Raw genomic sequence first — 20,222 nt, 5'->3', positions numbered from 1 at the left:
CTAGCGAAATTGCGCGAGGAACCGCAAGTCGTTGTCGAAGAACAGACGCAAGTCGTTCACGCCGTAACGCAGCATGGCCAGACGCTCGACACCCATGCCGAAGGCAAAGCCCGAGAACTCTTCCGGGTCGATACCGGACATGCGCAGCACGTTCGGATGCACCATGCCGCAGCCCATCACTTCCAGCCAGCCAGTCTGCTTGCAGACGCGGCAGCCTTTACCGCTGCACATCACGCACTCCATGTCGACTTCGGCGGATGGCTCGGTGAACGGGAAGTAGGAAGGACGGAAACGCACCGCCAGTTCCTTTTCGAAGAACACCCGCAGGAATTCTTCGATGGTGCCTTTGAGGTCGGCGAAATTGATGTCGCGATCGATCAGCAGGCCTTCGACCTGGTGGAACATCGGCGAGTGGGTGATATCGGAGTCGCTGCGGTATACACGGCCTGGGCAGACGATGCGGATCGGCGGCTGTTTCGACTCCATGGTGCGGACCTGTACCGGCGAGGTATGGGTGCGCAACAGCATGTTCGCATTGAAATAGAAGGTGTCATGCATCGACCGGGCCGGGTGGTGGCCTGGGATGTTGAGTGCTTCGAAGTTGTGATAGTCGTCTTCGACCTCCGGGCCTTCGGCGATGCCGTAGCCAATACGGGTGAAGAACTGTTCGACGCGTTCCAGAGTGCGGGTAACCGGATGCAGACCACCGGAGGTCTGACCACGGCCAGGCAGGGTCACGTCAATGGACTCGGCAGAAAGTTTGGCAGCCAGGTCGGCTTCTTCAAACAATGCCTTGCGCGCATTAAGGACCTCTGTGACACGCTCCTTGGCAACGTTGATCAGCGCACCGACCTGCGGACGCTCTTCTGCCGGCAAATTCCCCAGGGTCTTCATCACCTGAGTCAATTCACCCTTCTTGCCAAGGTAGTGAACCCGGATTTGCTCCAGGGCATTGATATCTTCAGCGCTTTGCACAGCCTCTAGTGCTTGAGAGACGAGCGCATCCAGGTTTTCCATGTACAGACTCCAGATACAAAATAGGGGAAGAGCTTGAAGGCTCTTCCCCTATTTATGACGTTTAACACCTGGCCCCACAGATGCGAGGCCGGGTGACTGTCGGGGGTACTTAAGCCAAGGTGGCTTTAGCTTTCTCGACAATCGCAGCAAACGCCGCTTTTTCGTTCACTGCCAGATCAGCCAGAACCTTACGGTCGATCTCGATGGACGCTTTTTTCAGGCCGGCGATGAAACGGCTGTAGGACAGACCGTTGATACGAGCACCAGCGTTGATACGAGCGATCCACAGAGCGCGGAACTGACGTTTTTTCTGACGACGGTCACGGTAGGCGTATTGGCCTGCCTTGATTACCGCTTGCTTGGCAACACGGAATACGCGGGAGCGTGCGCCGTAGTAGCCTTTAGCAAGTTTCAGAATTTTTTTGTGACGCTTACGGGCAATGACGCCACGCTTTACACGAGCCATGAGTTACTTCCTCTATTCTTGACTAAAATTAACGAAGGCGCAGCATGCGCTCGACTTTTGCCACGTCAGACGGATGCAGCAAGCTGCTACCGCGCAGTTGACGCTTACGCTTGGTCGACATTTTGGTCAGGATGTGGCTCTTGAAAGCGTGCTTGTGCTTGATACCGTTAGCAGTTTTCAGAAACCGCTTAGCAGCACCACTTTTGGTCTTCATTTTTGGCATGTTCGGATACTCCGCATTCAGTTGATAAACATAATCAGAAGGCCTGCCGTGCCCTGTTGATTACTTCTTCTTTTTCGGGGCGATGACCATGATCAGCTGGCGTCCTTCCATCTTAGGATGCTGTTCGACCGAACCGTACTCGAGCAAGTCACCTTCAACTCGCTTGAGGAGTTCCATCCCCAGCTCCTGGTGGGCCATCTCACGGCCGCGGAATCGCAAGGATACCTTGGCCCTGTCCCCATCACTCAGGAAACGTACCAGGTTGCGCAGTTTTACCTGGTAATCCCCTTCCTCCGTCCCTGGACGAAACTTGATTTCTTTAACCTGAATCTGCTTCTGGTTTTTCTTGGCCGCAGCAACCTGTTTCTTCTTTTCGAAGATCGATTTGCCGTAGTCCATCAGTTTGCAAACAGGTGGCACTGCATCGGCGGAAATCTCCACCAGATCCAGCTTGGCCTCTTCAGCCTTAAGAAGCGCGTCTTCAATTGACACAATCCCAAGCTGTTCACCTTCAGCTCCAATTAACCGAACCTCGCGTGCCGAGATATTCTCGTTGATCGGGGCTTTCGGTGCAGCTCGTTTATCTTGTCTCATTTCACGCTTAATAATAATTACTCCGAATCTGGGCGACCACGCCGGGAAACCGCTTGCGCGAGAAACTCAGCGAACTGGGCGACGGGCATCGAGCCCAGGTCAGCACCTTCACGAGTACGCACAGCGACAGTCTGCATCTCGACTTCCCGATCTCCGATAACCAAGAGAAAAGGAACCTTGAGCAAAGTATGCTCGCGGATTTTAAAGCCGATCTTTTCATTTCTCAAGTCAGACTTGGCACGAAACCCGCTTTCGTTGAGAGTTTTTTCCACTTCGGCGGCAAAATCAGCCTGTTTATCAGTGATATTCATCACCACTGCCTGGGTCGGAGCCAGCCACGCGGGGAATGCGCCCTCGTAGTGCTCGATCAGGATTCCGACGAAACGTTCGAAGGACCCCAGGATCGCCCGGTGCAACATGACCGGGTGCTTGCGGCTGTTGTCTTCGGAGACGTATTCGGCTCCCAGACGGACAGGCAGGTTAAAATCGAGCTGCAGGGTACCACATTGCCAGACGCGACCGAGGCAATCTTTCAGCGAGAACTCGATCTTCGGACCGTAGAACGCACCCTCGCCCGGCTGCAGATCGTACGGCAGGCCCGCGCTATCAAGGGCTGCGGCCAGCGCAGCTTCGGCGCGATCCCAAAGCTCGTCGGAACCGACGCGTTTTTCCGGACGAGTGGACAGCTTCATCTCGACATCGGTGAAGCCGAAGTCGGCGTAGACATCCATGGTCAGCTTGATGAACGCAGCGGATTCAGCCTGCATCTGTTCTTCAGTGCAGAAAATGTGCGCGTCATCCTGGGTGAATCCACGCACGCGCATGATGCCGTGCAAGGCACCCGATGGCTCGTTACGGTGGCAGGCACCGAATTCGGCCAGGCGCATCGGCAACTCGCGGTAGCTCTTCAGGCCCTGGTTGAACACCTGCACGTGGCACGGGCAGTTCATCGGCTTGATCGCGTAGTCGCGGCTTTCCGACTGGGTGGTGAACATGTTGTCGGCGTAGTTGGCCCAGTGCCCGGACTTTTCCCACAGGCTGCGGTCAACGACCTGGGGGGTCTTGATTTCCAGGTAACCGTTGTCGCGCTGAACCTTGCGCATGTACTGCTCGAGCACCTGGTACAAAGTCCAGCCGTTCGGGTGCCAGAACACCATGCCCGGCGCCTCTTCCTGGGTGTGGAACAGGCCCAGGCGCTTGCCGATCTTGCGGTGGTCGCGCTTTTCGGCTTCTTCAATGCGCTGGATGTAGGCGGCCAGTTGCTTCTTGTCCGCCCATGCGGTGCCGTAGACGCGCTGCAATTGCTCGTTCTTGGCATCGCCGCGCCAGTAGGCACCGGACAGTTTGGTCAGCTTGAAGGATTTCAGGAAGCGGGTGTTCGGCACGTGCGGACCGCGGCACATGTCGACGTATTCTTCGTGATAGTACAGGCCCATGGCCTGCTCGTTCGGCATGTCCTCGACCAGGCGCAACTTGTAGTCTTCGCCACGGGCCTTGAACACTTCGATCACTTCGGCGCGCGGAGTGACTTTCTTGATCACGTCGTAATCTTTCTCGATCAGCTGCTGCATGCGCTGTTCGATGGCGGCCAGGTCGTCCGGAGTGAAAGGACGCTCGAAAGCGATGTCGTAATAGAAACCTTCATCGATGACCGGACCGATGACCATTTTGGCGGTCGGGTACAACTGCTTGACCGCATGGCCAACCAGGTGGGCGCAAGAGTGACGAATGATCTCCAGCCCCTCTTCATCCTTTGGCGTGATGATTTGCAGCGACGCGTCGCTGTCGATGATGTCGCTGGCGTCGACCAGTTTGCCATTGACCTTGCCGGCCACGGTGGCCTTCGCCAGGCCTGCACCGATGGATGCGGCGACCTCGGCTACGGAAACCGGGTGATCGAATGAACGTTGACTGCCGTCGGGAAGAGTAATAGTTGGCATGGCGCCTCCTCTCCTAGTGGTGACCCCTACCAAAGGTCACGTGGGTTGGGATGAGCCAGTACAAGATCCGGTCCAGGCCATTCAATGACGAACGCCTGCCTTACAGCGGCAGGAGCCTTGCGGCCAACCGGAAAACCGAACCAGAGTGACTGGGATTCAAATCAGGGTTAATCGCGCATCTGCCGCCGCCGGGACTGAAGGTCATCCGGAGCCTGCAAACGCCCGAGCGAGGCATGCTAGCACAGATGAACGGTCGTCGATGCACGCAGACTTTGTGCGGGGGCAAATCAGGCATTTTTATGCCAGAGTGCTGAACTTGAACACCGCTTCGCCCCTCAGATAACACGTCATTGACCCACAAGGAGCATCCCAGCATGCGTCTGAACCGTTTGTTCGCCATAGTCGCACCCATCGTTCTGCTGCTGCCATTGGCCGCCCACGCCGATTGGCCAAAGGGTGAGCGCGAGAAATACATGGCGCAATGCGTCCCTGCAGCGGCACAAAAGATCGGTGATGCGAAGGCAAAAGCCGTCTGTGGTTGCGGCGCCGACCAGCTCAAATCCTATCCTGCCAAAGACCTTCAGGCATTGATGGACGGCACGGCAAGTCAAGAGCTGGGAAATCAGGCGATGCAGAAAATCGCCACTTGCAGGGTCGATGCCGGGGCGAAGAAATAAGCTTCTCGCATTGATTTTTTCACCTGCAATGACCGAAAAAACAGGCCGAATGTCGCTTTGTCTGACATTTTTTGAAGGTTTTACAGCTTTTTTTTCGTCTTCTCTTTCGGCTGAAAGCCTTTTAAAACGGGGCCTCCAGCGATATGAAGCACCAAAGACCGCTCGACAGCAAGGCAAACAGCTCGCCCGGGGGGCTCCCAAAGCGAACATTTCGACTATGATATCCGGGTGTGCCCAGTTGGCCTGAGCAGCACAGTACTACTGAAAATATATGTTTCTTGGAGATACACCATGTCTAATCGCCAAACCGGCACCGTTAAATGGTTCAACGATGAAAAAGGCTTCGGCTTCATCACTCCTCAAGGTGGCGGTGACGACCTGTTCGTACACTTCAAAGCTATCGAAAGCGACGGTTTCAAAAGCCTGAAAGAAGGCCAGACTGTTTCCTTCGTGGCTGAGAAAGGCCAAAAGGGTATGCAAGCTGCTCAAGTTCGCCCAGAGTAATTTCCAGGCGCACTAAAAAAACCCCGTCCATGTGACGGGGTTTTTTATGGGTGAAACAAAAGCCGAAGGATCAGCCGCAGTTGACGCGGGTGACCACCTTACTGGCATCGGTGTTCAGGTTCAGGCGATCAGAACGGTACTCCAGCGTCACCATATCGGTTGGCAACAGGAACCGCGCGTTTTGCGCTCCTGCGCGGGTACGCGCTTGCTCAAGCAATTGCGGCGATGCCTGTTTGCCGATGGTGAACTCGGCAGCCTTTGCTTCACAGCGGCTGTGACCCGTGTCAGTCGTCGCAACATCAGTTGCTGCAGACTCAGTAGAGGTAGTGCTGCAACCGGCCAGCGTGGCAACGGCCAACAAAGTACCCAATGACGCGAGCTTCCAAGGCATGAAGCCTCCTTATTCAATGATTAAGCTGAGATCGTGCGACAACCAGACTGGCGTTTGGTTTCACAGGCAGTGCTAGGGACGAGCCGCGATTCTGCCTGAGCGCCGTGCTCCCCTTAATCACTGAATCGTGACTGAATATGAACGACGCTCAATAGACGTCGATATAGTCGTAAGGCGGATTGGGCCAGTTCTCTTTCAAGGCATTGAAGATTTGCATGACCCAGACTTCATCGCTGGCCGCGACCCGACCGACATAACCGGAGCCCTTGGCCCAGGTTTCGAGCCGAAACAACAACCCGTCGATATCGGTACCGCCCACGACACCTGAGGAGATGTAGGCAATGCCTCCTTTGGTGACCCGCAACTGAGTGTGTTCATCGTCACTGGCGCCGGCCAGCAACTGACGCACCGCCTCAAGAGTCAGGCCATCCGGGGAGTTCAAATCGATCTGCACAGCGCATTCCTTGAATATTCGTCAGAGACCAAGTGTCGCACAGCCCTCCTTTGCTGCCTAAGTCGACGTGTCAAAAGCCCCGCAAAGTGGTTAACTCGGCACTCAGACTTCCCCGACCTCACGAGCGCCATCATGACCACCGTAAGCATCGACGCTGACATCAAGGCCAAGTGGCAAGACGGCCACAGCTCCTACAGCCCAGGCAGCACGGAGGAGCTCGCCATTATCGGTATCGACCTTCTGGTCAGGGACCTTGGAACCGAAGCCGCCCAATCGTTCATCGAGCAGATTTTCGAGAAACATCTGTCGGACCAAAAGGCCTAGGCGGTTAGCGCGAGGGAGTGAATCCCGCAGGCAAGCACCGGCGGGAGATGATGCTTACTTCAGGCGGGCCAGGCGCTCGATCAGCAGATCGAAGAAGCCCTGGGCATCGCCGCTTTCAACCCAGAAGGCGTTCTTTGGCGCTTTCAAGCCGTCATACCAGTCGACGATGGTTTGCCCAAAGGTCGGTCCTTCGCGACTGTCGACCACCACGTTGACCGAGCGACCGCTGAACAACTGCGGCTTGAGCAGGTAAGCGACAACCGTGGCGTCATGCACCGGGCCGCCCGGAATGCCGTAGTGTTCCATGTCGCCTTTGATGTACTCATTGAGAATGTCGCTCACCAGCCGGCTGGCGTTGTTGTTCAGCGCGGCAATCTGTTTCAGGCGCGCTTCGCTGGTCAGGATCTTGTGGGTCACATCCAGCGGCAGGTAGGTCAGCTTTACACCACTCCTGAGTACCACTTCGGCGGCCTGCGGATCGGCGAACAGGTTGAATTCAGCCACCGGCGTGATGTTGCCGCCATTGAAGTGCGCACCCCCCATGACCACCACTTCCTTGATGCCCTGCACGATGCCCGGCTCCTGGATCAGCGCCAGGGCCAGATTGGTCTGCGGGCCGAGCATGGCGATAGTAATGCTGTGGGGCTTGGCCGATTTCAGCACATCAATCAGGTAAGTCACCGCACTGCCCTTTTCCAGGCCTTTCTTCGGCTCATGCACGGCGACGCCCGACAGACCTTCCTTACCATGAATATCCTCGGCATAGATCGGCGTGCGCATCAGCGGCCTGGGTGCACCGGCATAAACCGGCACCTCCTCACGCCCCGCCCATTCCCGGGCCAATCGCGCATTGCGTGAGGTCTTGTCCAGGCGAACGTTGCCCGCAACGGTGGTCAATGCCCGCACATTCAGCTCGTCCGGCGATGCCAGGGCGAACAACAGGGCAACGATATCGTCAGCCCCTGGATCGGTGTCGATGATCAAGTCGATCTTTGCTGCCTCGAGGGCGTTCGTGGCGGTCTTCAAGGTCAAAAGCAGCAAGCTCCGGAGCAGTGGGTTCAGTTTCTGAGCATAGCGATACGGGACACACTCCGTGTGCCGGGGACATCAAACACGCGGACAACCAGTCAAAACGTTACGCCGGCGACCAGCACAATGTTGCAGTACGGCTGACACTCGCCTGTCCGAACAATCGCCCTTGCCTGCCGGCTCAGGACCTTGAATTGTTCATGGGTGAGCACCTCACGCCGACCCAGTGCGCCTTCGCCGTCCAACTCATTCAGCGCGACCAGGGCCGGCGGCTTTTTATCGAAGATTTCCTGAGCCAGCACATGGCTTTCGACCTGCATCTCACTGAGCACGACCTTCAAGGTGCTGACAAAATCCGGAATGCCGTGGGTCAAGGCCAGGTCGATCAATTCAACGCCCGGTGGAGCCGGCAGCCCCGCATCCCCGATGACGACCCTGTCGCCATGCCCCAATGAAGCGATCAGCCGTGACAGTGCAATGTTGAGCAGGGGTGTCTTTTTCATAGGGTTTTAAACGCCTGTACATCGCTCAAGGCGGGAATCGAGGGTTGCGCGCCGGCACGGGTGACCGACAACGCCGCAGCCACCTGCCCGAAGCGGATCGCCGACACCTCATCTTGGCCCGCGGCCAGCGCCGCCGCGAAACCGCCGACGAACGTATCGCCGGCCGCCGTGGTATCGACAGCCTTTACCACGGGTGCGGGGAAATGCTCGAAGCGTTGGCCATCGGCAAACAGCGAACCTTGCGCACCGAGGGTGATAATCACCTTGCCGGCGCCCAGGGCTATCAGGCGGGTCGCCGCGGCTTGCGCGGTGTCCAGGGAGTCCACCGACAGACCGCTCAGGGCCGACGCCTCGCTCTCGTTGGGAATCAGGTAATCGATGGACGCGTACCAGTCCGATGGCAACGGACGACTGGCCGGTGCCGGATTGAGGATGACCGTCTTGCCCAGCTCGCGACCGCGCTTGAGCGCATGGCCAACAGAAGCATCGGGCACTTCCAGCTGACAGATGAGCACGTCCGCCGCGCGTATCACCGAATCAAAACGGTCAATGACTTCTGTAGTCAATGCACCGTTGGCGCCGGGGACGATCACAATGGTGTTCTGACTGTTGTCGTCGACCACAATCAACGCCACGCCGCTGGAACCGTCAACGGTGCTGACCGCCTGACAATCGATCTGCTCGGCCAACAGCGCCCCACGCAGCGCCTCACCATAAGCGTCACTGCCCACGCACCCGATCATCGACACCTGGGCTCCCAGCCGCGCCGCAGCCACGGCCTGATTGGCGCCCTTGCCGCCGGAGACGGTGCTGAACGACTGACCAATCAGCGTTTCACCGCCCTTGGGCAAGCGTGGCGCCCGGGTCACCAGGTCCATGTTCAAACTGCCTATTACCACTACTTTTGCTGGCATACATTGCTACTCATCGATTCTGTTTCGGCGGTGCTGTGGGTTCAGCGGCTTTCTGTTTTCAACGGTTTTCTGCTTTCAACGGCTCTTTGTTTTCAACGGCACTGGGCAAACACGCCGGCCAGCGGCGCCGTCGATTCACGTATGACGATACTCGGCGTCACGATCCGCTGATCGGTCGCCAGGCCCGGCGTGGCGATTCGCCGTAAAAGCACTTCGGCGGCCATTTCGCCGAGTTGCACGATCGATTGCCCCACCGTGGTCAACGACGGATAGACATACCGACTCATCTGGATATCGTCGAAGCCGATCACCGACAACTCGCTCGGTACGCGAATATTGCGCTCGGCGGCGGCCCGTAGCACGCCGATGCCGATCATGTCGTTGGCCGCAAAAATGGCGGTAGGCGGGTTGTTTTCCAGCAGAATTGCGGCGGCACTGTAACCGCCGGTGCTGGTGAAATCGCTTTCCAGCATGCGCTCGGGAGAGACTTCGACGCCCGCCTCCTTCAAGGCCCGGCGATAACCCGCCAGACGCATCTGCGCCACGCTGGTGTTCTCCGGCCCGCTGATCGTGGCGATATCCCGATGCCCCAGTTCCAGCAGGTGTCGGGTCGCCAGATACGCGCCGTATTCATGGTCGATGCGCACCAGGTCCGCATCGATACCGTCCAGTCCGCGGTCGACGATCACCATGGGCGTACGGACGCCTTTAAGACCTTGCACCAGGCGACTGTCGCCGCCGGCCGAAGCGACAATCAGGCCGTCGATACGTTTTTCCAGCAACACACGCAGGTAGCTGCGCTGCTTGTCCGGATTGTCGTCGGAGTTGCACAGGATGACGCAGTAACCGTTTCGCTCGCAGTAATCCTCGATGCCCCGGGCCAGTTCGGCGAAATACGGGTTGAGGCTGTTGGGCACCAACAGGCCGATGGTCGCCGTGGTTTTGGCCTTGAGTGAACGGGCCACCGCGCTGGGGACGTAGTCGAGGGTCTGGATTGCCGCCTCGACCTTGATCCGGACTTCTTCACTGACCGGGCGGGTCTTGTTCACCACATGGGAAACCGTGGTGTAGGAAATGCCGGCAAGGGCTGCCACATCTTTGATTGTCGCCATGACTCAGGTCCGCCGGCTTGCGCGTTGACTGCGATAGGTGTCCAGCACCACCGCCACCACGATCACCGCGCCGGTAATGATGCGTTTGGTTGGCTCGGTTGCGCCGATCTGCGCCAGCCCCGCGGCCAGCACGGAAATGATCAGTACGCCAAAAAACGTGCTGATCACCGAGCCGCGCCCGCCCATCAGGCTGGTGCCGCCGATCACGACGGCCGCGATCACTTGCAACTCAAGACCGGAGCCGGCATTCGGGTCGGCGGCTTCCAGGCGGGAAATCTGGAACAACGCGGCAATACCGGCCAGCAACCCCATCAGGCTGAAGACCAGGATCTTGTAAGGCTTGGGATTGATCCCCGCCAACCGCACCGCCTCTTCATTGGTGCCGATACCGATCAGGTAGCGACCGAACACCGTGCGGGTCAACACGGCCTGGGCGATGAAAATGATCAGCAACGCGATGATGAACGACGGTGAAATGCCGAAGGCGATCGGGTTGGACAACCAGGCGAACGCATCGCCGATGTAGGCCGTACGCGAACCGGTCATCTGGTACGCCATCCCGCGAGCCATTTCCAGCACGCCCAGGGACACGATGAACGACGGAATCCGCCAGGCCACCGTGATCGAGCCGGTGATGGTACCGGCGAGCGCCGCGACGGCCACGCCCAGCAGCGCCGCCGGCAGCACGCCCCAACCCCAGCCAAGCATCGCCACGCTCACGGTCGAGGCCGCCAGCGCCAGCACCGAGCCTACCGACAGGTCGATGCCACCGATGATCAACACAAAGGTCATGCCGACCGCCAGCACCATCAGGTCCGGAATCTGGTTGGCCAGGGTGCTGAAAGTATCGTAAGACAAAAAGTGACTGCTCAGCACCGAGAACAGCACGATCATCGCCAACAGGGCACCCGCCAGGCCCAGGTAGGTGCCCAGGCCGTAGAAGTTGCCACTGCGTGTGCCGGCGAAAGAAGCGGTTTTCATGGAAGATCCCTAGGCGCGGCTTCAAAGAGCTGCGCATCACGTTTTTGGTAGCCGGCAAAAGCAGCGGCGAGCAACTCATCCTGGGTCCAGCTGTCGCGATCGAAGGTGTCGATCAGGCGACCCGCCGACAGCACACCGATCCGGTCGCAGATCAGCATCAGCTCGCGCAAGTCGCTGGAGACCACCACCAGTGCCTTGCCCTTGCGGGTCAACTCACCGAGCAGGTTGTAGATATCGAACTTGGCGCCGACGTCGATGCCGCGGGTCGGTTCGTCGAACAGCAGCACCGAACAGTCGCGCTCCAGCCAACGGCCGATGACGACTTTCTGCTGATTGCCGCCGGACAACTCGGACACCAACTGTGCCGGACCGGAGCTGCGAATGCGCATGGCGTCGATCTGACGCTGGGCCAGGGCGTTCTCCTCGTCGTTGTCGACCAAGCCAGCACTGGAGATGCCGGGCATGTTGCCCAAGGCGATGTTGGCGCCGATCGATTGGGTCAGCAAAAGGCCTTCGCCCTTGCGATCTTCAGTGATCAACGCGATGCCATGCCCGACCGCATCCACTGGCGAACGGATACTGACGACCTTTGCCGGCGACCCCAGGGCAATCGTGCCGCTGTCGGCGATATCGGCACCGAAGATCAGGCGCAGCAACTCGGTACGTCCCGCGCCGATCAAACCGGAAATCCCGAAAATCTCTCCGGCACGGACTTCGAACGACACATCGCGAACCTTGTCGGCACGGCTCAGGCCGCTGACCGTCAACACCGGAGCGCCGATCTTGCGCGCCCCCATATCGATGTGTTCGCCGAGTTCGCGCCCGACCATCAGGGTGACCAGTTGCTCGCTGTTGTAGTTGGCCATTGGCTCAACACAAACCAGATTGCCGTCGCGCAGTACGGCAATGCGCTGCGCGACTCGCGCCAATTCTTCGAGGCGGTGGGAGATGTAGATGATCGATACGCCGCGAGCCTGCAGGCGGGTGATCTGCTCGAACAGCATTTCGACTTCGCGCGCAGTGAGCATCGCCGTCGGCTCGTCGAGAATCAGCACATGACAATCGCCAATCAGGTTGCGGGCAATCTCCACCATTTGCTGGTGCCCAATGCCCAGTTCGCCGACCAGGGTGTCCGGGTCAATGGCGTCGAGCCCGACATGCGCCATGGCCTCGATGGCAGCCTTGCGCAACTGCTTGCGGCTGATCCAGCCACCTTTGCTGGGCAGGTTGTCGAGAAACAGGTTTTCCGCCACCGACAAGGTCGGCAGCAGATTGAGTTCCTGCATGACCATGCGGATACCCAGCGCTTCAGCCTGAGACCGGCTACCCGGACGATAGTCCTGCCCCTGAAACTGCATCTGGCCGGTGGTCGGCGTGACCAGCCCGCCAATAATCTTCGAAAGCGTACTTTTGCCTGCGCCGTTCTCGCCGGTCAACGCCAGCACTTCACCGCGCATGAGCGTCAGGTCGATGCCGGTCAGCACCGGTTGGGCGTAGGTCTTGCCGATACCGCTGACCGAAAGGACAGCGTTCGGGACGGAAACTGACATAAAAACTCTCCATGCGCTCGTCCGGCTGGACGAGCGCCGCTGCGTCGCCAGAAGATTATTTGGTGACCAGCTCTACCGGCGTTTCGATCACGCCATTGGCACCGCCGTCGACCTTCTCGCCCTTGAGAATCTTCAATGCAGTCTCGATGCCGAACACTGCCTGTTTAGCCGCAAACTGGTCCGCCGTGGCCAGTACGCGACCATCCTTGAGCATTGGCTGGATGGCATTGATGTTGTCGTAGCCGACCACTTGCACCTTGCCGGCCTTGCCCGCGGCGCGCACAGCAGATACCGCACCGACCGCCATGCTGTCGTTGCCGGCCAACAGGGCCTTGGTTTGCGGGTATTCGCTGAGAATCGACGCAGCTACCTTGTTGCCCTTGTCGATCTCCCAGTCACCGGATTGCACGGACACGACCTTGATCTGCGCCGCCTCCATCGCATCCTTGAAACCCGCGGTCCGCTGCTGGGCATTGGTGGTGGTGGACACACCTTCGATGATGCCGACTTCGTCACCGGCCTTCAGCTGTTTGGCCAGGTAATCGCCCACCAGCCGTGCGCCCTTGCGGTTGTCCGGGCCTACGAACGGAACATTGATGTTTTTGCTTTTGACGACGGCGGGGTCCAGCTGGTTGTCGATGTTGATCACGGTGATACCGGCATCGATGGCTTTCTTGATCACCGGGACCATGGCTTTGGAGTCTGCCGGTGCAATCACCAGTGCATTGACCTTCGCCAGGATCATCTGCTCGACGATGCGCGTCTGGCCTGCGGTGTCGGTTTCATCCTTGATGCCGTTGGAGATGAGCTCGAATTCGCCGGAGTGATCTTTCTGGTAAGCCTTGGCGCCGTCTTCCATTGTCAGGAAGAACTCATTGGCCAGGGATTTCATGACCAGTGCGACTTTCGGTTTTTCAGCGACTTCAGCAAAAGCCGAGGAGACAGGCAATGCTGCGGATGCGGTGGCCAGCATAGCGACAGCGAGAAGACGTCCAGCGAATGGCAGCTTCATGGGTTCACTCCGATCTTATGATTATTGTGAGCAACGCTTGCGCTGGCGTAAACTTCACGGCCCACTGCGATGGAAAGCCATCACTGGAGTCGCGCAAACGTTTGCGTGAAGCAAACTATGCGAACCCTGCCGGTATTTGTCAACGACCTGAAAAGTGCTTTCGGAGATGTTCAGCGAAAAAACGGCATCCAGTTCACGCCGTGGTGTTGACCAGCGATCCCGTGCCAGAACCCTTGGCCAGCTCTTTGATCAGACTCGCACTCACTTGCAGGATGGCGCCGTTGGTGTCGGCAACCTGCCCCTGAATGGCCGCTACTGCCGTGGTCTTGGCTTGCGGAGTCGGATAGGACGCCGCCTGGGCCTGCGCCAGTTGCTGCTGTTGCTCGCGCAATTGCTGCTGCAGCTCCTTCAGGCGCTTGAGCAAGACCTTCACCGCAACACCGGTGTTATCGCTGGTTTGCGACTCGGCCTGTGCGCCGGCACTCTCCCCCAGACCTACCGGGCCGGTTTTAACCTGGGTGCCGTCGCCTTCCTTTACACCCAGCGCTTTGGCAGCCGCATCCTCAGTCGCATCGCCCAAAGCGCGAATGGTCGCCGCAGACTTGCCCCCGATGGTGATGCCCGCGGCATTCGGGAAGCCAATAGATAACGACATGTGAACTCCTGAAGAAAAAGATCCCTTGAAGGAGCATCGACCGGCGCGGGCGTTTCTTTAGTCGTGACGGATGATTTGACCCGTTGAAATTTTAAACAAGACCGCGATCCGTTTCGGAGAGCCGAACGCGAAAGTTAAACATGTTCGGCATTCCGGACGCCCCGCCCCCGAAACCGGCCCGAACACAAACAGCAATATCGTTACAAATCATTAACTTAAGCGGATTTTTCGATTCCAGGTATTACTGGTACAGATCCTGCTTTTCCCCTCGTACCCCCAGCGTTCAGATTCGCCTGGGGCTAGATGAACTTGCATCTGCACCGCCTCACAACCAGAAGAGAAAAATAATGACATCTGCACTCAAGAACTTTGTTCCGGGCGCCTTGGCCCTCCTGCTGCTTCTGCCCACTGCCCTTCAGGCCAAAGAAGCCGAAACCCAACAGAAACTGGCCAACGTGGTGATCCTGGCCACCGGCGGCACCATTGCCGGCGCAGGGGCCAGCTCCGCCAACAGCGCAACCTATCAAGCGGCGAAAGTCGGCATTGAACAGTTGATCGCTGGCGTTCCTGAGCTGAGCCAACTGGCTAACGTTCGCGGCGAACAGGTCATGCAGATCGCCTCCGAAAGCATTACCAACGAAAACCTGCTGCAGCTGGGTCGCCGTGTGTCTGAACTGGCCGACAGCAAAGACGTCGATGGCATCGTGATCACTCACGGCACCGACACCCTGGAAGAAACCGCGTACTTCCTGAACCTGGTGGAAAAAACCGAGAAGCCGATCATTGTCGTGGGCTCGATGCGCCCGGGCACCGCGATGTCCGCCGATGGCATGCTGAACCTGTACAACGCGGTGGCCGTGGCCAGCAGCAAAGACGCGCGGGGCAAAGGTGTGCTGGTGACCATGAACGATGAAATCCAGTCGGGTCGCGACGTCAGCAAAATGATCAACATCAAGACCGAAGCGTTTAAAAGCGCCTGGGGTCCGCTGGGCATGGTGGTAGAAGGCAAATCCTACTGGTTCCGCCTGCCGGCCAAGCGCCACACCATGGATTCCGAATTCGACATCAAGAACATCAAGAGCCTGCCTGACGTCGAAATTGCCTACTCCTACGGCAACGTCAGCGACACTGCTTACAAGGCCCTGGCTCAAGCCGGCGCCAAAGCCATCATCCACGCCGGCACCGGCAATGGCTCGGTATCGTCGCGGGTAGTTCCATCCCTGCAAGCCTTGCGCAAGGACGGCGTGCAGATCATTCGCTCCTCCCACGTCAACGCCGGCGGCTTTGTACTGCGCAACGCCGAACAGCCTGACGATAAATACGACTGGGTCGTGGCTCACGATCTGAACCCGCAAAAGGCCCGAATCCTGGCAATGGTCGCGCTGACCAAAACCAATGACAGCAAAGAGCTGCAACGGATGTTCTGGGAATACTGATTCGCCCTCGCCCGACCGATCCGGTCGGGCACCCCGTGCGCCATTCGCCAGCCTTGGCGAGTGGCCGTCGTTGAATCTGACAAAAAAACTCCCTTCGTCTTACGCCAAACGGAACAAATCGCTGTCAGAGGATTTTCTTGAATTTTAAGCAGTTGCGAAATGGCCTACAGTTAAATACTGTATGCACGTACAGCTTAATAAGGATAATCCCGTGGACACCACCTCTGCCTCTCCTGACACCTATGTACGCATGGGCCTGCGCGTTCAGAAAATCATCAACTCTCCCACCGCACAAAAAGCCAGGGCAGCACTGATCTTCCGCCTTCCTGACGAGCCGGTGGATGAATGGGAACGCTTGCTGGAAGAAATCGACGAGAACGACAACGTCACCCTCGCCTATCGCGACGATGGCGGCGTGCAGATTTTCTGGGTTGTGCCGAAGGAAGATTGAGTCGATGAGTGTCCGCTGGCTTGCTTTACTGTTCCTGTTTTTTGTCGTGGGCGCGCAAGCCGACGCTCCGCGTACCTTCACCGAAGCGAAAAAGGTGGCGTGGAAGCTCTACGCGCCCCAATCCACCGAGTTTTACTGTGGCTGCAAGTACACCGGCAACCGAGTGAACCTTGCCGCTTGCGGTTACGTGCCACGTAAAAATGCCAAACGCGCATCCCGCATCGAATGGGAGCATATCGTTCCGGCCTGGCAGATCGGCCATCAACGCCAGTGCTGGCAAGAAGGCGGCCGCAAGAACTGCACCCGCTACGATCCAGTTTACCAAAAGGCCGAGTCCGATCTGCACAACCTGGTGCCCAGCATTGGCGAGGTCAATGGCGATCGCAGCAACTTCAGCTTCGGCTGGTTGCCCGTGCAGTCGGGGCAATATGGTTCGTGCCTGACCCAAGTCGACTTCAAGGCCAAGAAAGTCATGCCCCGCCCTTCCATCCGCGGCATGATCGCCCGAACGTACTTCTACATGAGCAAGCAGTATGGTTTACGTCTGTCGAAACGGGATCGGCAACTGTACGAAGCGTGGGACAAAACCTATCCGGTTCAGGCCTGGGAACGGCAACGCAACCAGAGCGTGGCGTGCGTCATGGGGCGCGGCAACGAGTTTGTCGGCCCGGTAGACATGAAGGCCTGCGGCTGAATCCAGGCAATACCCGAAATTGAAAAGGCCTCGGGGCTGAGCACCCGAGACCTTTTTTATTTCTTGAGCATCCGCAATACAGAACGTTACTGAGCGGCCGGACGCTCAAGCACCAGCAATTCGATGTTCTGTTTTTTCGCGCGAGTGAGCGCCGCACGGACTTCATCCTGTTTGGCTTCGGCCTCGGCTTTCGAAATGAACGGCCCCATCAGGATTCGCGTATTGCCATTTTCCTTGACGACGCTGGACATGAAGCTGTGCTCGATCAGCCAGCCACTCAAATCGCTGACTGCCTGAGGGGTTTCACCTCGCACTTCAAGATCCCATTGCGGGCCGGACACCGTCGCGGGTACGGCAGCCATGGCCGGTTCAGGCTTCGGCGCATCCACACTACTGCCCTCGCCACATCCCGCCAGCGCCAATATCGCGACTACCAAAACCATTTTGCGCACGGCGTTTCCCTCTAAATCCATAAAGCGGGGATTTTAACATCCATGAATACTTCACGAGCGCCTTAAAATGGGCTCAAAACAACGAGAATGATGGTTGCGGCCTCTGTATAGTTACGCCTTGGGAATTAATGCCGCATCTGCACGTCAGAAAGAGGCACCCAAACCGCGAGACTTCGCACTAATCTATACATAACACCGACCTCTGCACTGTCCGAATCAGGTGCCCCACGAAGCAATCAAGGAGAAGACCATGCTGATACTCACCCGCAAAGTCGGTGAAAGCATAAACATTGGTGATGACATTACGATCACCATCCTGGGCGTAAGCGGCCAGCAAGTCAGGATCGGCATCAACGCCCCGAAGGACGTTGCCGTGCATCGAGAAGAAATTTATCAGCGCATTCAGGCTGGCCTGACCGCCCCGGAAAAGCCGCAACCCTGAATCCTGCTGCAGTCAGTAGCCAGCCCGTTCAGTCCGGAATCACGGCTGGCTAAAGATTCGACATTGCATCGTTCCCGCCTGCTTTCCACACAAGCCTCCAAGGTCCGATACTAGCGACAAGCTCAACGCTCTGGCTGTCAGACATTTCCGGTTCGCCCTACGGAAGTACGCGTTAGCTGCGTGATCAACCAAACATCACGCCACGCGCCATACCCGTCGCCGCCACCATCACCAGCAGCACCAGCAGCGCCTCGACATGACTGATCCGCGCAAATAGCTTCGCACGGCCCGTATCGATCGCCACTTTACGGGCAAGCGCTATCCGCCATTTGATCAGCGTCACCATGGGCGCAATCTCCAGCAGCAAGATCAGGACGAACAGCGTCATCTTCAGATGAAACAGCGGCTGATGCAGGTAATAGTCCGTGCCTTTCTCGTACCCGCCAAAGGCTCGCATCCCCCCGCTGATCAGCAAAACGACAGCTGAAATACCCCAGATATTGTCCGCCATCAGAACACTGCGCACTTGCGCGGCCCCGTCGGCCAAACGCCGAAAAGCTGTGCCTCGAACCAACACCGCCCAAAATCCCAAGGCAAATGCCAAAAGATGAACCGCCGCTAGAAACCAGTGAGTCAGCATCGAGAAACTCCTGCCAGGTCGAAGTTGTATGAGCCTGTCAGTAGTAGCCCATGAAATGGCTGCTTGCATGGCATCTGCGGACAATGTCCGGAACACAATATGACAGACCAACTAGACTCCACTGCGCTGGCATTGAGTGTCCGTGACAGTACCAGCCCCAACGACAACTCACTCTCACCGCATTGAACTGAGTAAACAAAATCATGTGTGAATCATGTGATTCAAGCTCTGCTTCAAACACAACAGGCCGTCGTCGTTTTCTTCAATTTGCCGGGTTGAGCGCAGGCGCCCTGCTACTGACCGGCACACTGCCCGGCAAGCTCATCCAGGCAGCCGAGAAAGCGTCAGCCCCACCAAAACCTCAAAACGTAATCAGTCCGGATATGGCGCTGAAAAGGCTGATGGAGGGCAACGAACGATATGTAAGCGGTACTTCCACGACACACGATTTCAAGGCTGAGCGAGAGGCCCTGGTGTCCGGTCAAAATCCGTTCGTGGCAGTACTGAGCTGCTCTGACTCGCGGATCGCTCCGGAATACGCGTTTGATACCGCGCGAGGCGATCTTTTCTCCATCCGCGTCGCGGGCAACTTCGTGACCCCGGAAGGCCTGGGCAGTCTTGAATACGGGGTTGCCGTACTGGGCGCACCGCTGATTCTCGTACTCGGTCATGAGAGCTGTGGCGCCATCGAGGCAGGCATCAAGGCCGTCAAGGATCAGACGATTTTCCCGGGCCATATCCCGAAACTGACTGACGCACTCAAGTCGGCAATCGAGACAGTGCTGAAGCAACCCGGGAGCTTGATGGAAAACGCCACCGCGCAGAACGTCAAAAACTCTGTCAACAGCCTGAAACAGGCCTCGCCATTGCTGACAGATGCGCAGAGCAAGGGCAAGTTGAAGATAGTGGGAGGCATTTATCGCCTGGCAAGCGGCAAGGTAGAGTTGATCGCTTGAACCGCAACACGCACATCGCCAGCATCGGAGCACAACCGCGCATGCAAAGAGCCCAGCGCGATGGCTGGGCTCTGTTTATTTTCGATTTTCCATCATTTTGTCGGCGAGGGTTATAGCCCTCTCGATCAACAGATTCTGTCTGTCTTCGTGCGTAGCACCGCCCACAACCGGGGCAGTCAAATTGCTTTCCGCAATTAATGCAGTGCAGAAATATTGATCCCAAACAGCCTTGTCCACAGATGCCTGCTTGCTGATTTGATCGACGTTCATAGGCGGCTCCTTTCGATGACGCAGCCTCACTAGTTTACGCCTGAATGGCAAAGAATCCGGACTATCATCCACGGCGGCCCGCCATTCGTCGCCTACGAAAACACAACGAAGAATCCCCCCACATCCGTGGCTTGAGGATTGCTAAGATCGCGTATAGCAGCGGCCGGAACGACATGATTCTGACGCAGTAGCCATTCAACCAATGCTTAAGGACTCCAGCGATACGCTTGGCCAGTCACCAGGAGATGTAACGTGTCAACGCTCAACGAAATCGCAATGAACCACGCAAGAATGGCCAGGGAAAAGGCAGCAGAATCGACCGAACCGAGCGAGCGGCAGCTGCAGATTGTAGGAAGCATCGAGGTACCGTCCATTGAAGTACAGCAGAGCATCCCACTGCACCTGATCGCGGGCGTGCAGGAGGGACATCTTGCCCATGCGACGGGTTTCGCGCTCTGACCTTTTTTGAGGTTCTTCACGCAATCCCGGGAAACTGTAGGAGCCAGCGTGCTGGCGATGGACTCAAGTACGCCGC

General features: G+C 57.7%; 27 protein-coding genes. 9 read left to right on the top strand and 18 right to left on the bottom strand.

The window, feature by feature from the left end; genetic code table 11:
• The 5 genes from pheS to thrS all read right to left on the bottom strand — a co-directional run bounded on the left by pheS (position 1) and on the right by thrS (position 4,240).
• Positions 1-1,017, bottom strand: a complete 1,017-nt coding sequence (gene pheS, locus KW849_RS08250) for a phenylalanine--tRNA ligase subunit alpha (RefSeq protein WP_007975711.1) — start codon at positions 1,015-1,017, stop codon at positions 1-3.
• A gap of 109 nt (positions 1,018-1,126) precedes the next feature.
• Positions 1,127-1,483 (bottom strand): 50S ribosomal protein L20, encoded by a 357-nt coding sequence (rplT, locus tag KW849_RS08245; RefSeq protein WP_007905879.1) that lies wholly within the window; start codon positions 1,481-1,483, stop codon positions 1,127-1,129.
• 28 nt (positions 1,484-1,511) lie between these two features.
• Complete coding sequence (gene rpmI, locus KW849_RS08240; protein ID WP_002553160.1) at positions 1,512-1,706, bottom strand: 50S ribosomal protein L35; 195 nt, start codon at positions 1,704-1,706, stop codon at positions 1,512-1,514.
• A gap of 60 nt (positions 1,707-1,766) precedes the next feature.
• Positions 1,767-2,318 carry a translation initiation factor IF-3 gene (infC, locus tag KW849_RS08235; RefSeq protein ID WP_172668659.1) on the bottom strand — a complete coding sequence of 184 codons (552 nt, stop codon included), beginning with the start codon at positions 2,316-2,318 and terminating at the stop codon, positions 1,767-1,769.
• Positions 2,318-4,240 (bottom strand): threonine--tRNA ligase, encoded by a 1,923-nt coding sequence (gene thrS / locus KW849_RS08230; protein ID WP_108217750.1) that lies wholly within the window; start codon positions 4,238-4,240, stop codon positions 2,318-2,320. Before thrS ends, infC begins: the two co-directional genes overlap by 1 nt.
• Before the next feature lie 374 nt (positions 4,241-4,614).
• On the opposite strand from thrS, the gene KW849_RS08225 reads away from it, so the two are divergent.
• Entirely contained in the window at positions 4,615-4,917 is a 303-nt protein-coding gene (locus KW849_RS08225) for a hypothetical protein (RefSeq protein ID WP_218428923.1), read from the top strand.
• Between the two features lie 291 nt (positions 4,918-5,208).
• Positions 5,209-5,421, top strand: coding sequence for a cold-shock protein (locus KW849_RS08220; protein ID WP_003179963.1), 213 nt, complete (start codon positions 5,209-5,211; stop codon positions 5,419-5,421).
• A gap of 70 nt (positions 5,422-5,491) precedes the next feature.
• On the opposite strand, the gene KW849_RS08215 is transcribed toward KW849_RS08220, so the two are convergent.
• A complete protein-coding gene (locus tag KW849_RS08215) occupies positions 5,492-5,812 on the bottom strand; it encodes an I78 family peptidase inhibitor (protein ID WP_218428922.1) in 321 nt (106 codons plus the stop codon).
• Between the two features lie 148 nt (positions 5,813-5,960).
• The gene (locus tag KW849_RS08210) at positions 5,961-6,266 is read right to left on the bottom strand and encodes a hypothetical protein (RefSeq protein WP_007975706.1); all 306 of its coding nucleotides are present in this window, start codon (positions 6,264-6,266) and stop codon (positions 5,961-5,963) included.
• Positions 6,267-6,398: 132 nt separating this feature from the next.
• On the opposite strand from KW849_RS08210, the gene KW849_RS08205 reads away from it, so the two are divergent.
• Positions 6,399-6,590 carry a hypothetical protein gene (locus KW849_RS08205; RefSeq protein WP_218428921.1) on the top strand — a complete coding sequence of 64 codons (192 nt, stop codon included), beginning with the start codon at positions 6,399-6,401 and terminating at the stop codon, positions 6,588-6,590.
• A gap of 54 nt (positions 6,591-6,644) precedes the next feature.
• Here KW849_RS08205 and KW849_RS08200 read toward each other — a convergent pair whose 3' ends face one another.
• The 8 genes from KW849_RS08200 to KW849_RS08165 all read right to left on the bottom strand — a co-directional run bounded on the left by KW849_RS08200 (position 6,645) and on the right by KW849_RS08165 (position 14,346).
• Positions 6,645-7,652: a nucleoside hydrolase gene (locus tag KW849_RS08200; RefSeq protein ID WP_218429140.1), complete on the bottom strand. Its 1,008-nt coding sequence runs from the start codon at positions 7,650-7,652 to the stop codon at positions 6,645-6,647.
• Between the two features lie 65 nt (positions 7,653-7,717).
• The gene (gene rbsD / locus KW849_RS08195) at positions 7,718-8,122 is read right to left on the bottom strand and encodes a D-ribose pyranase (protein ID WP_218428920.1); all 405 of its coding nucleotides are present in this window, start codon (positions 8,120-8,122) and stop codon (positions 7,718-7,720) included.
• Positions 8,119-9,036 carry a ribokinase gene (gene rbsK / locus KW849_RS08190; RefSeq protein ID WP_218428919.1) on the bottom strand — a complete coding sequence of 306 codons (918 nt, stop codon included), beginning with the start codon at positions 9,034-9,036 and terminating at the stop codon, positions 8,119-8,121. Before rbsK ends, rbsD begins: the two co-directional genes overlap by 4 nt.
• 92 nt (positions 9,037-9,128) lie before the next feature.
• Positions 9,129-10,148 (bottom strand): LacI family DNA-binding transcriptional regulator, encoded by a 1,020-nt coding sequence (locus KW849_RS08185; RefSeq protein ID WP_108217758.1) that lies wholly within the window; start codon positions 10,146-10,148, stop codon positions 9,129-9,131.
• A gap of 3 nt (positions 10,149-10,151) precedes the next feature.
• Positions 10,152-11,129, bottom strand: a complete 978-nt coding sequence (locus KW849_RS08180; protein ID WP_218428918.1) for an ABC transporter permease — start codon at positions 11,127-11,129, stop codon at positions 10,152-10,154.
• Positions 11,126-12,679, bottom strand: a complete 1,554-nt coding sequence (locus tag KW849_RS08175) for a sugar ABC transporter ATP-binding protein (RefSeq protein ID WP_218428917.1) — start codon at positions 12,677-12,679, stop codon at positions 11,126-11,128. The genes KW849_RS08180 and KW849_RS08175 overlap by 4 nt, the downstream gene beginning before the upstream one ends.
• 55 nt (positions 12,680-12,734) lie before the next feature.
• The gene (locus KW849_RS08170; protein ID WP_218428916.1) at positions 12,735-13,691 is read right to left on the bottom strand and encodes a sugar ABC transporter substrate-binding protein; all 957 of its coding nucleotides are present in this window, start codon (positions 13,689-13,691) and stop codon (positions 12,735-12,737) included.
• A 193-nt stretch (positions 13,692-13,884) separates the two neighbouring features.
• The gene (locus tag KW849_RS08165) at positions 13,885-14,346 is read right to left on the bottom strand and encodes a hypothetical protein (RefSeq protein ID WP_218428915.1); all 462 of its coding nucleotides are present in this window, start codon (positions 14,344-14,346) and stop codon (positions 13,885-13,887) included.
• Positions 14,347-14,693: 347 nt separating this feature from the next.
• Between KW849_RS08165 and KW849_RS08160 the strand changes: the two genes are divergently transcribed.
• From KW849_RS08160 to KW849_RS08150, 3 genes are all read left to right on the top strand, one after another.
• Complete coding sequence (locus KW849_RS08160; protein ID WP_218428914.1) at positions 14,694-15,782, top strand: asparaginase; 1,089 nt, start codon at positions 14,694-14,696, stop codon at positions 15,780-15,782.
• Between the two features lie 181 nt (positions 15,783-15,963).
• Positions 15,964-16,233, top strand: coding sequence for a DUF1654 domain-containing protein (locus tag KW849_RS08155; RefSeq protein WP_033047987.1), 270 nt, complete (start codon positions 15,964-15,966; stop codon positions 16,231-16,233).
• A 4-nt stretch (positions 16,234-16,237) separates the two neighbouring features.
• The gene (locus KW849_RS08150; protein ID WP_108217764.1) at positions 16,238-16,927 is read left to right on the top strand and encodes an endonuclease; all 690 of its coding nucleotides are present in this window, start codon (positions 16,238-16,240) and stop codon (positions 16,925-16,927) included.
• Positions 16,928-17,013: 86 nt separating this feature from the next.
• Here KW849_RS08150 and KW849_RS08145 read toward each other — a convergent pair whose 3' ends face one another.
• Positions 17,014-17,379, bottom strand: a complete 366-nt coding sequence (locus KW849_RS08145; protein WP_218428913.1) for an SPOR domain-containing protein — start codon at positions 17,377-17,379, stop codon at positions 17,014-17,016.
• Between the two features lie 250 nt (positions 17,380-17,629).
• Between KW849_RS08145 and csrA the strand changes: the two genes are divergently transcribed.
• The gene (gene csrA, locus KW849_RS08140; protein WP_053161267.1) at positions 17,630-17,821 is read left to right on the top strand and encodes a carbon storage regulator CsrA; all 192 of its coding nucleotides are present in this window, start codon (positions 17,630-17,632) and stop codon (positions 17,819-17,821) included.
• 184 nt (positions 17,822-18,005) lie between these two features.
• Here the strand turns inward: csrA and KW849_RS08135 are convergent, their stop codons facing one another.
• Complete coding sequence (locus KW849_RS08135; protein WP_218428912.1) at positions 18,006-18,461, bottom strand: DUF2214 family protein; 456 nt, start codon at positions 18,459-18,461, stop codon at positions 18,006-18,008.
• 203 nt (positions 18,462-18,664) lie between these two features.
• On the opposite strand from KW849_RS08135, the gene KW849_RS08130 reads away from it, so the two are divergent.
• On the top strand, positions 18,665-19,417 hold the full coding sequence (locus tag KW849_RS08130; protein ID WP_218428911.1) for a carbonic anhydrase: 753 nt from the start codon (positions 18,665-18,667) through the stop codon (positions 19,415-19,417).
• A gap of 75 nt (positions 19,418-19,492) precedes the next feature.
• Here KW849_RS08130 and KW849_RS08125 read toward each other — a convergent pair whose 3' ends face one another.
• Positions 19,493-19,687: a hypothetical protein gene (locus tag KW849_RS08125; protein WP_108217768.1), complete on the bottom strand. Its 195-nt coding sequence runs from the start codon at positions 19,685-19,687 to the stop codon at positions 19,493-19,495.
• A gap of 252 nt (positions 19,688-19,939) precedes the next feature.
• Here KW849_RS08125 and KW849_RS08120 point away from each other — a divergent pair, with 252 nt between their 5' ends.
• A complete protein-coding gene (locus tag KW849_RS08120) occupies positions 19,940-20,146 on the top strand; it encodes a hypothetical protein (RefSeq protein WP_218428910.1) in 207 nt (68 codons plus the stop codon).
• The last annotated feature ends 76 nt before the right edge of the window (positions 20,147-20,222 follow it).

It is taken from the genome of Pseudomonas sp. PDM26, from assembly GCF_019219185.1.
Taxonomy (GTDB): domain Bacteria; phylum Pseudomonadota; class Gammaproteobacteria; order Pseudomonadales; family Pseudomonadaceae; genus Aquipseudomonas.
The sequence above is the reverse complement of the archived record's forward strand: the minus strand, read 5'-3'. Positions and strand labels throughout refer to the sequence as shown.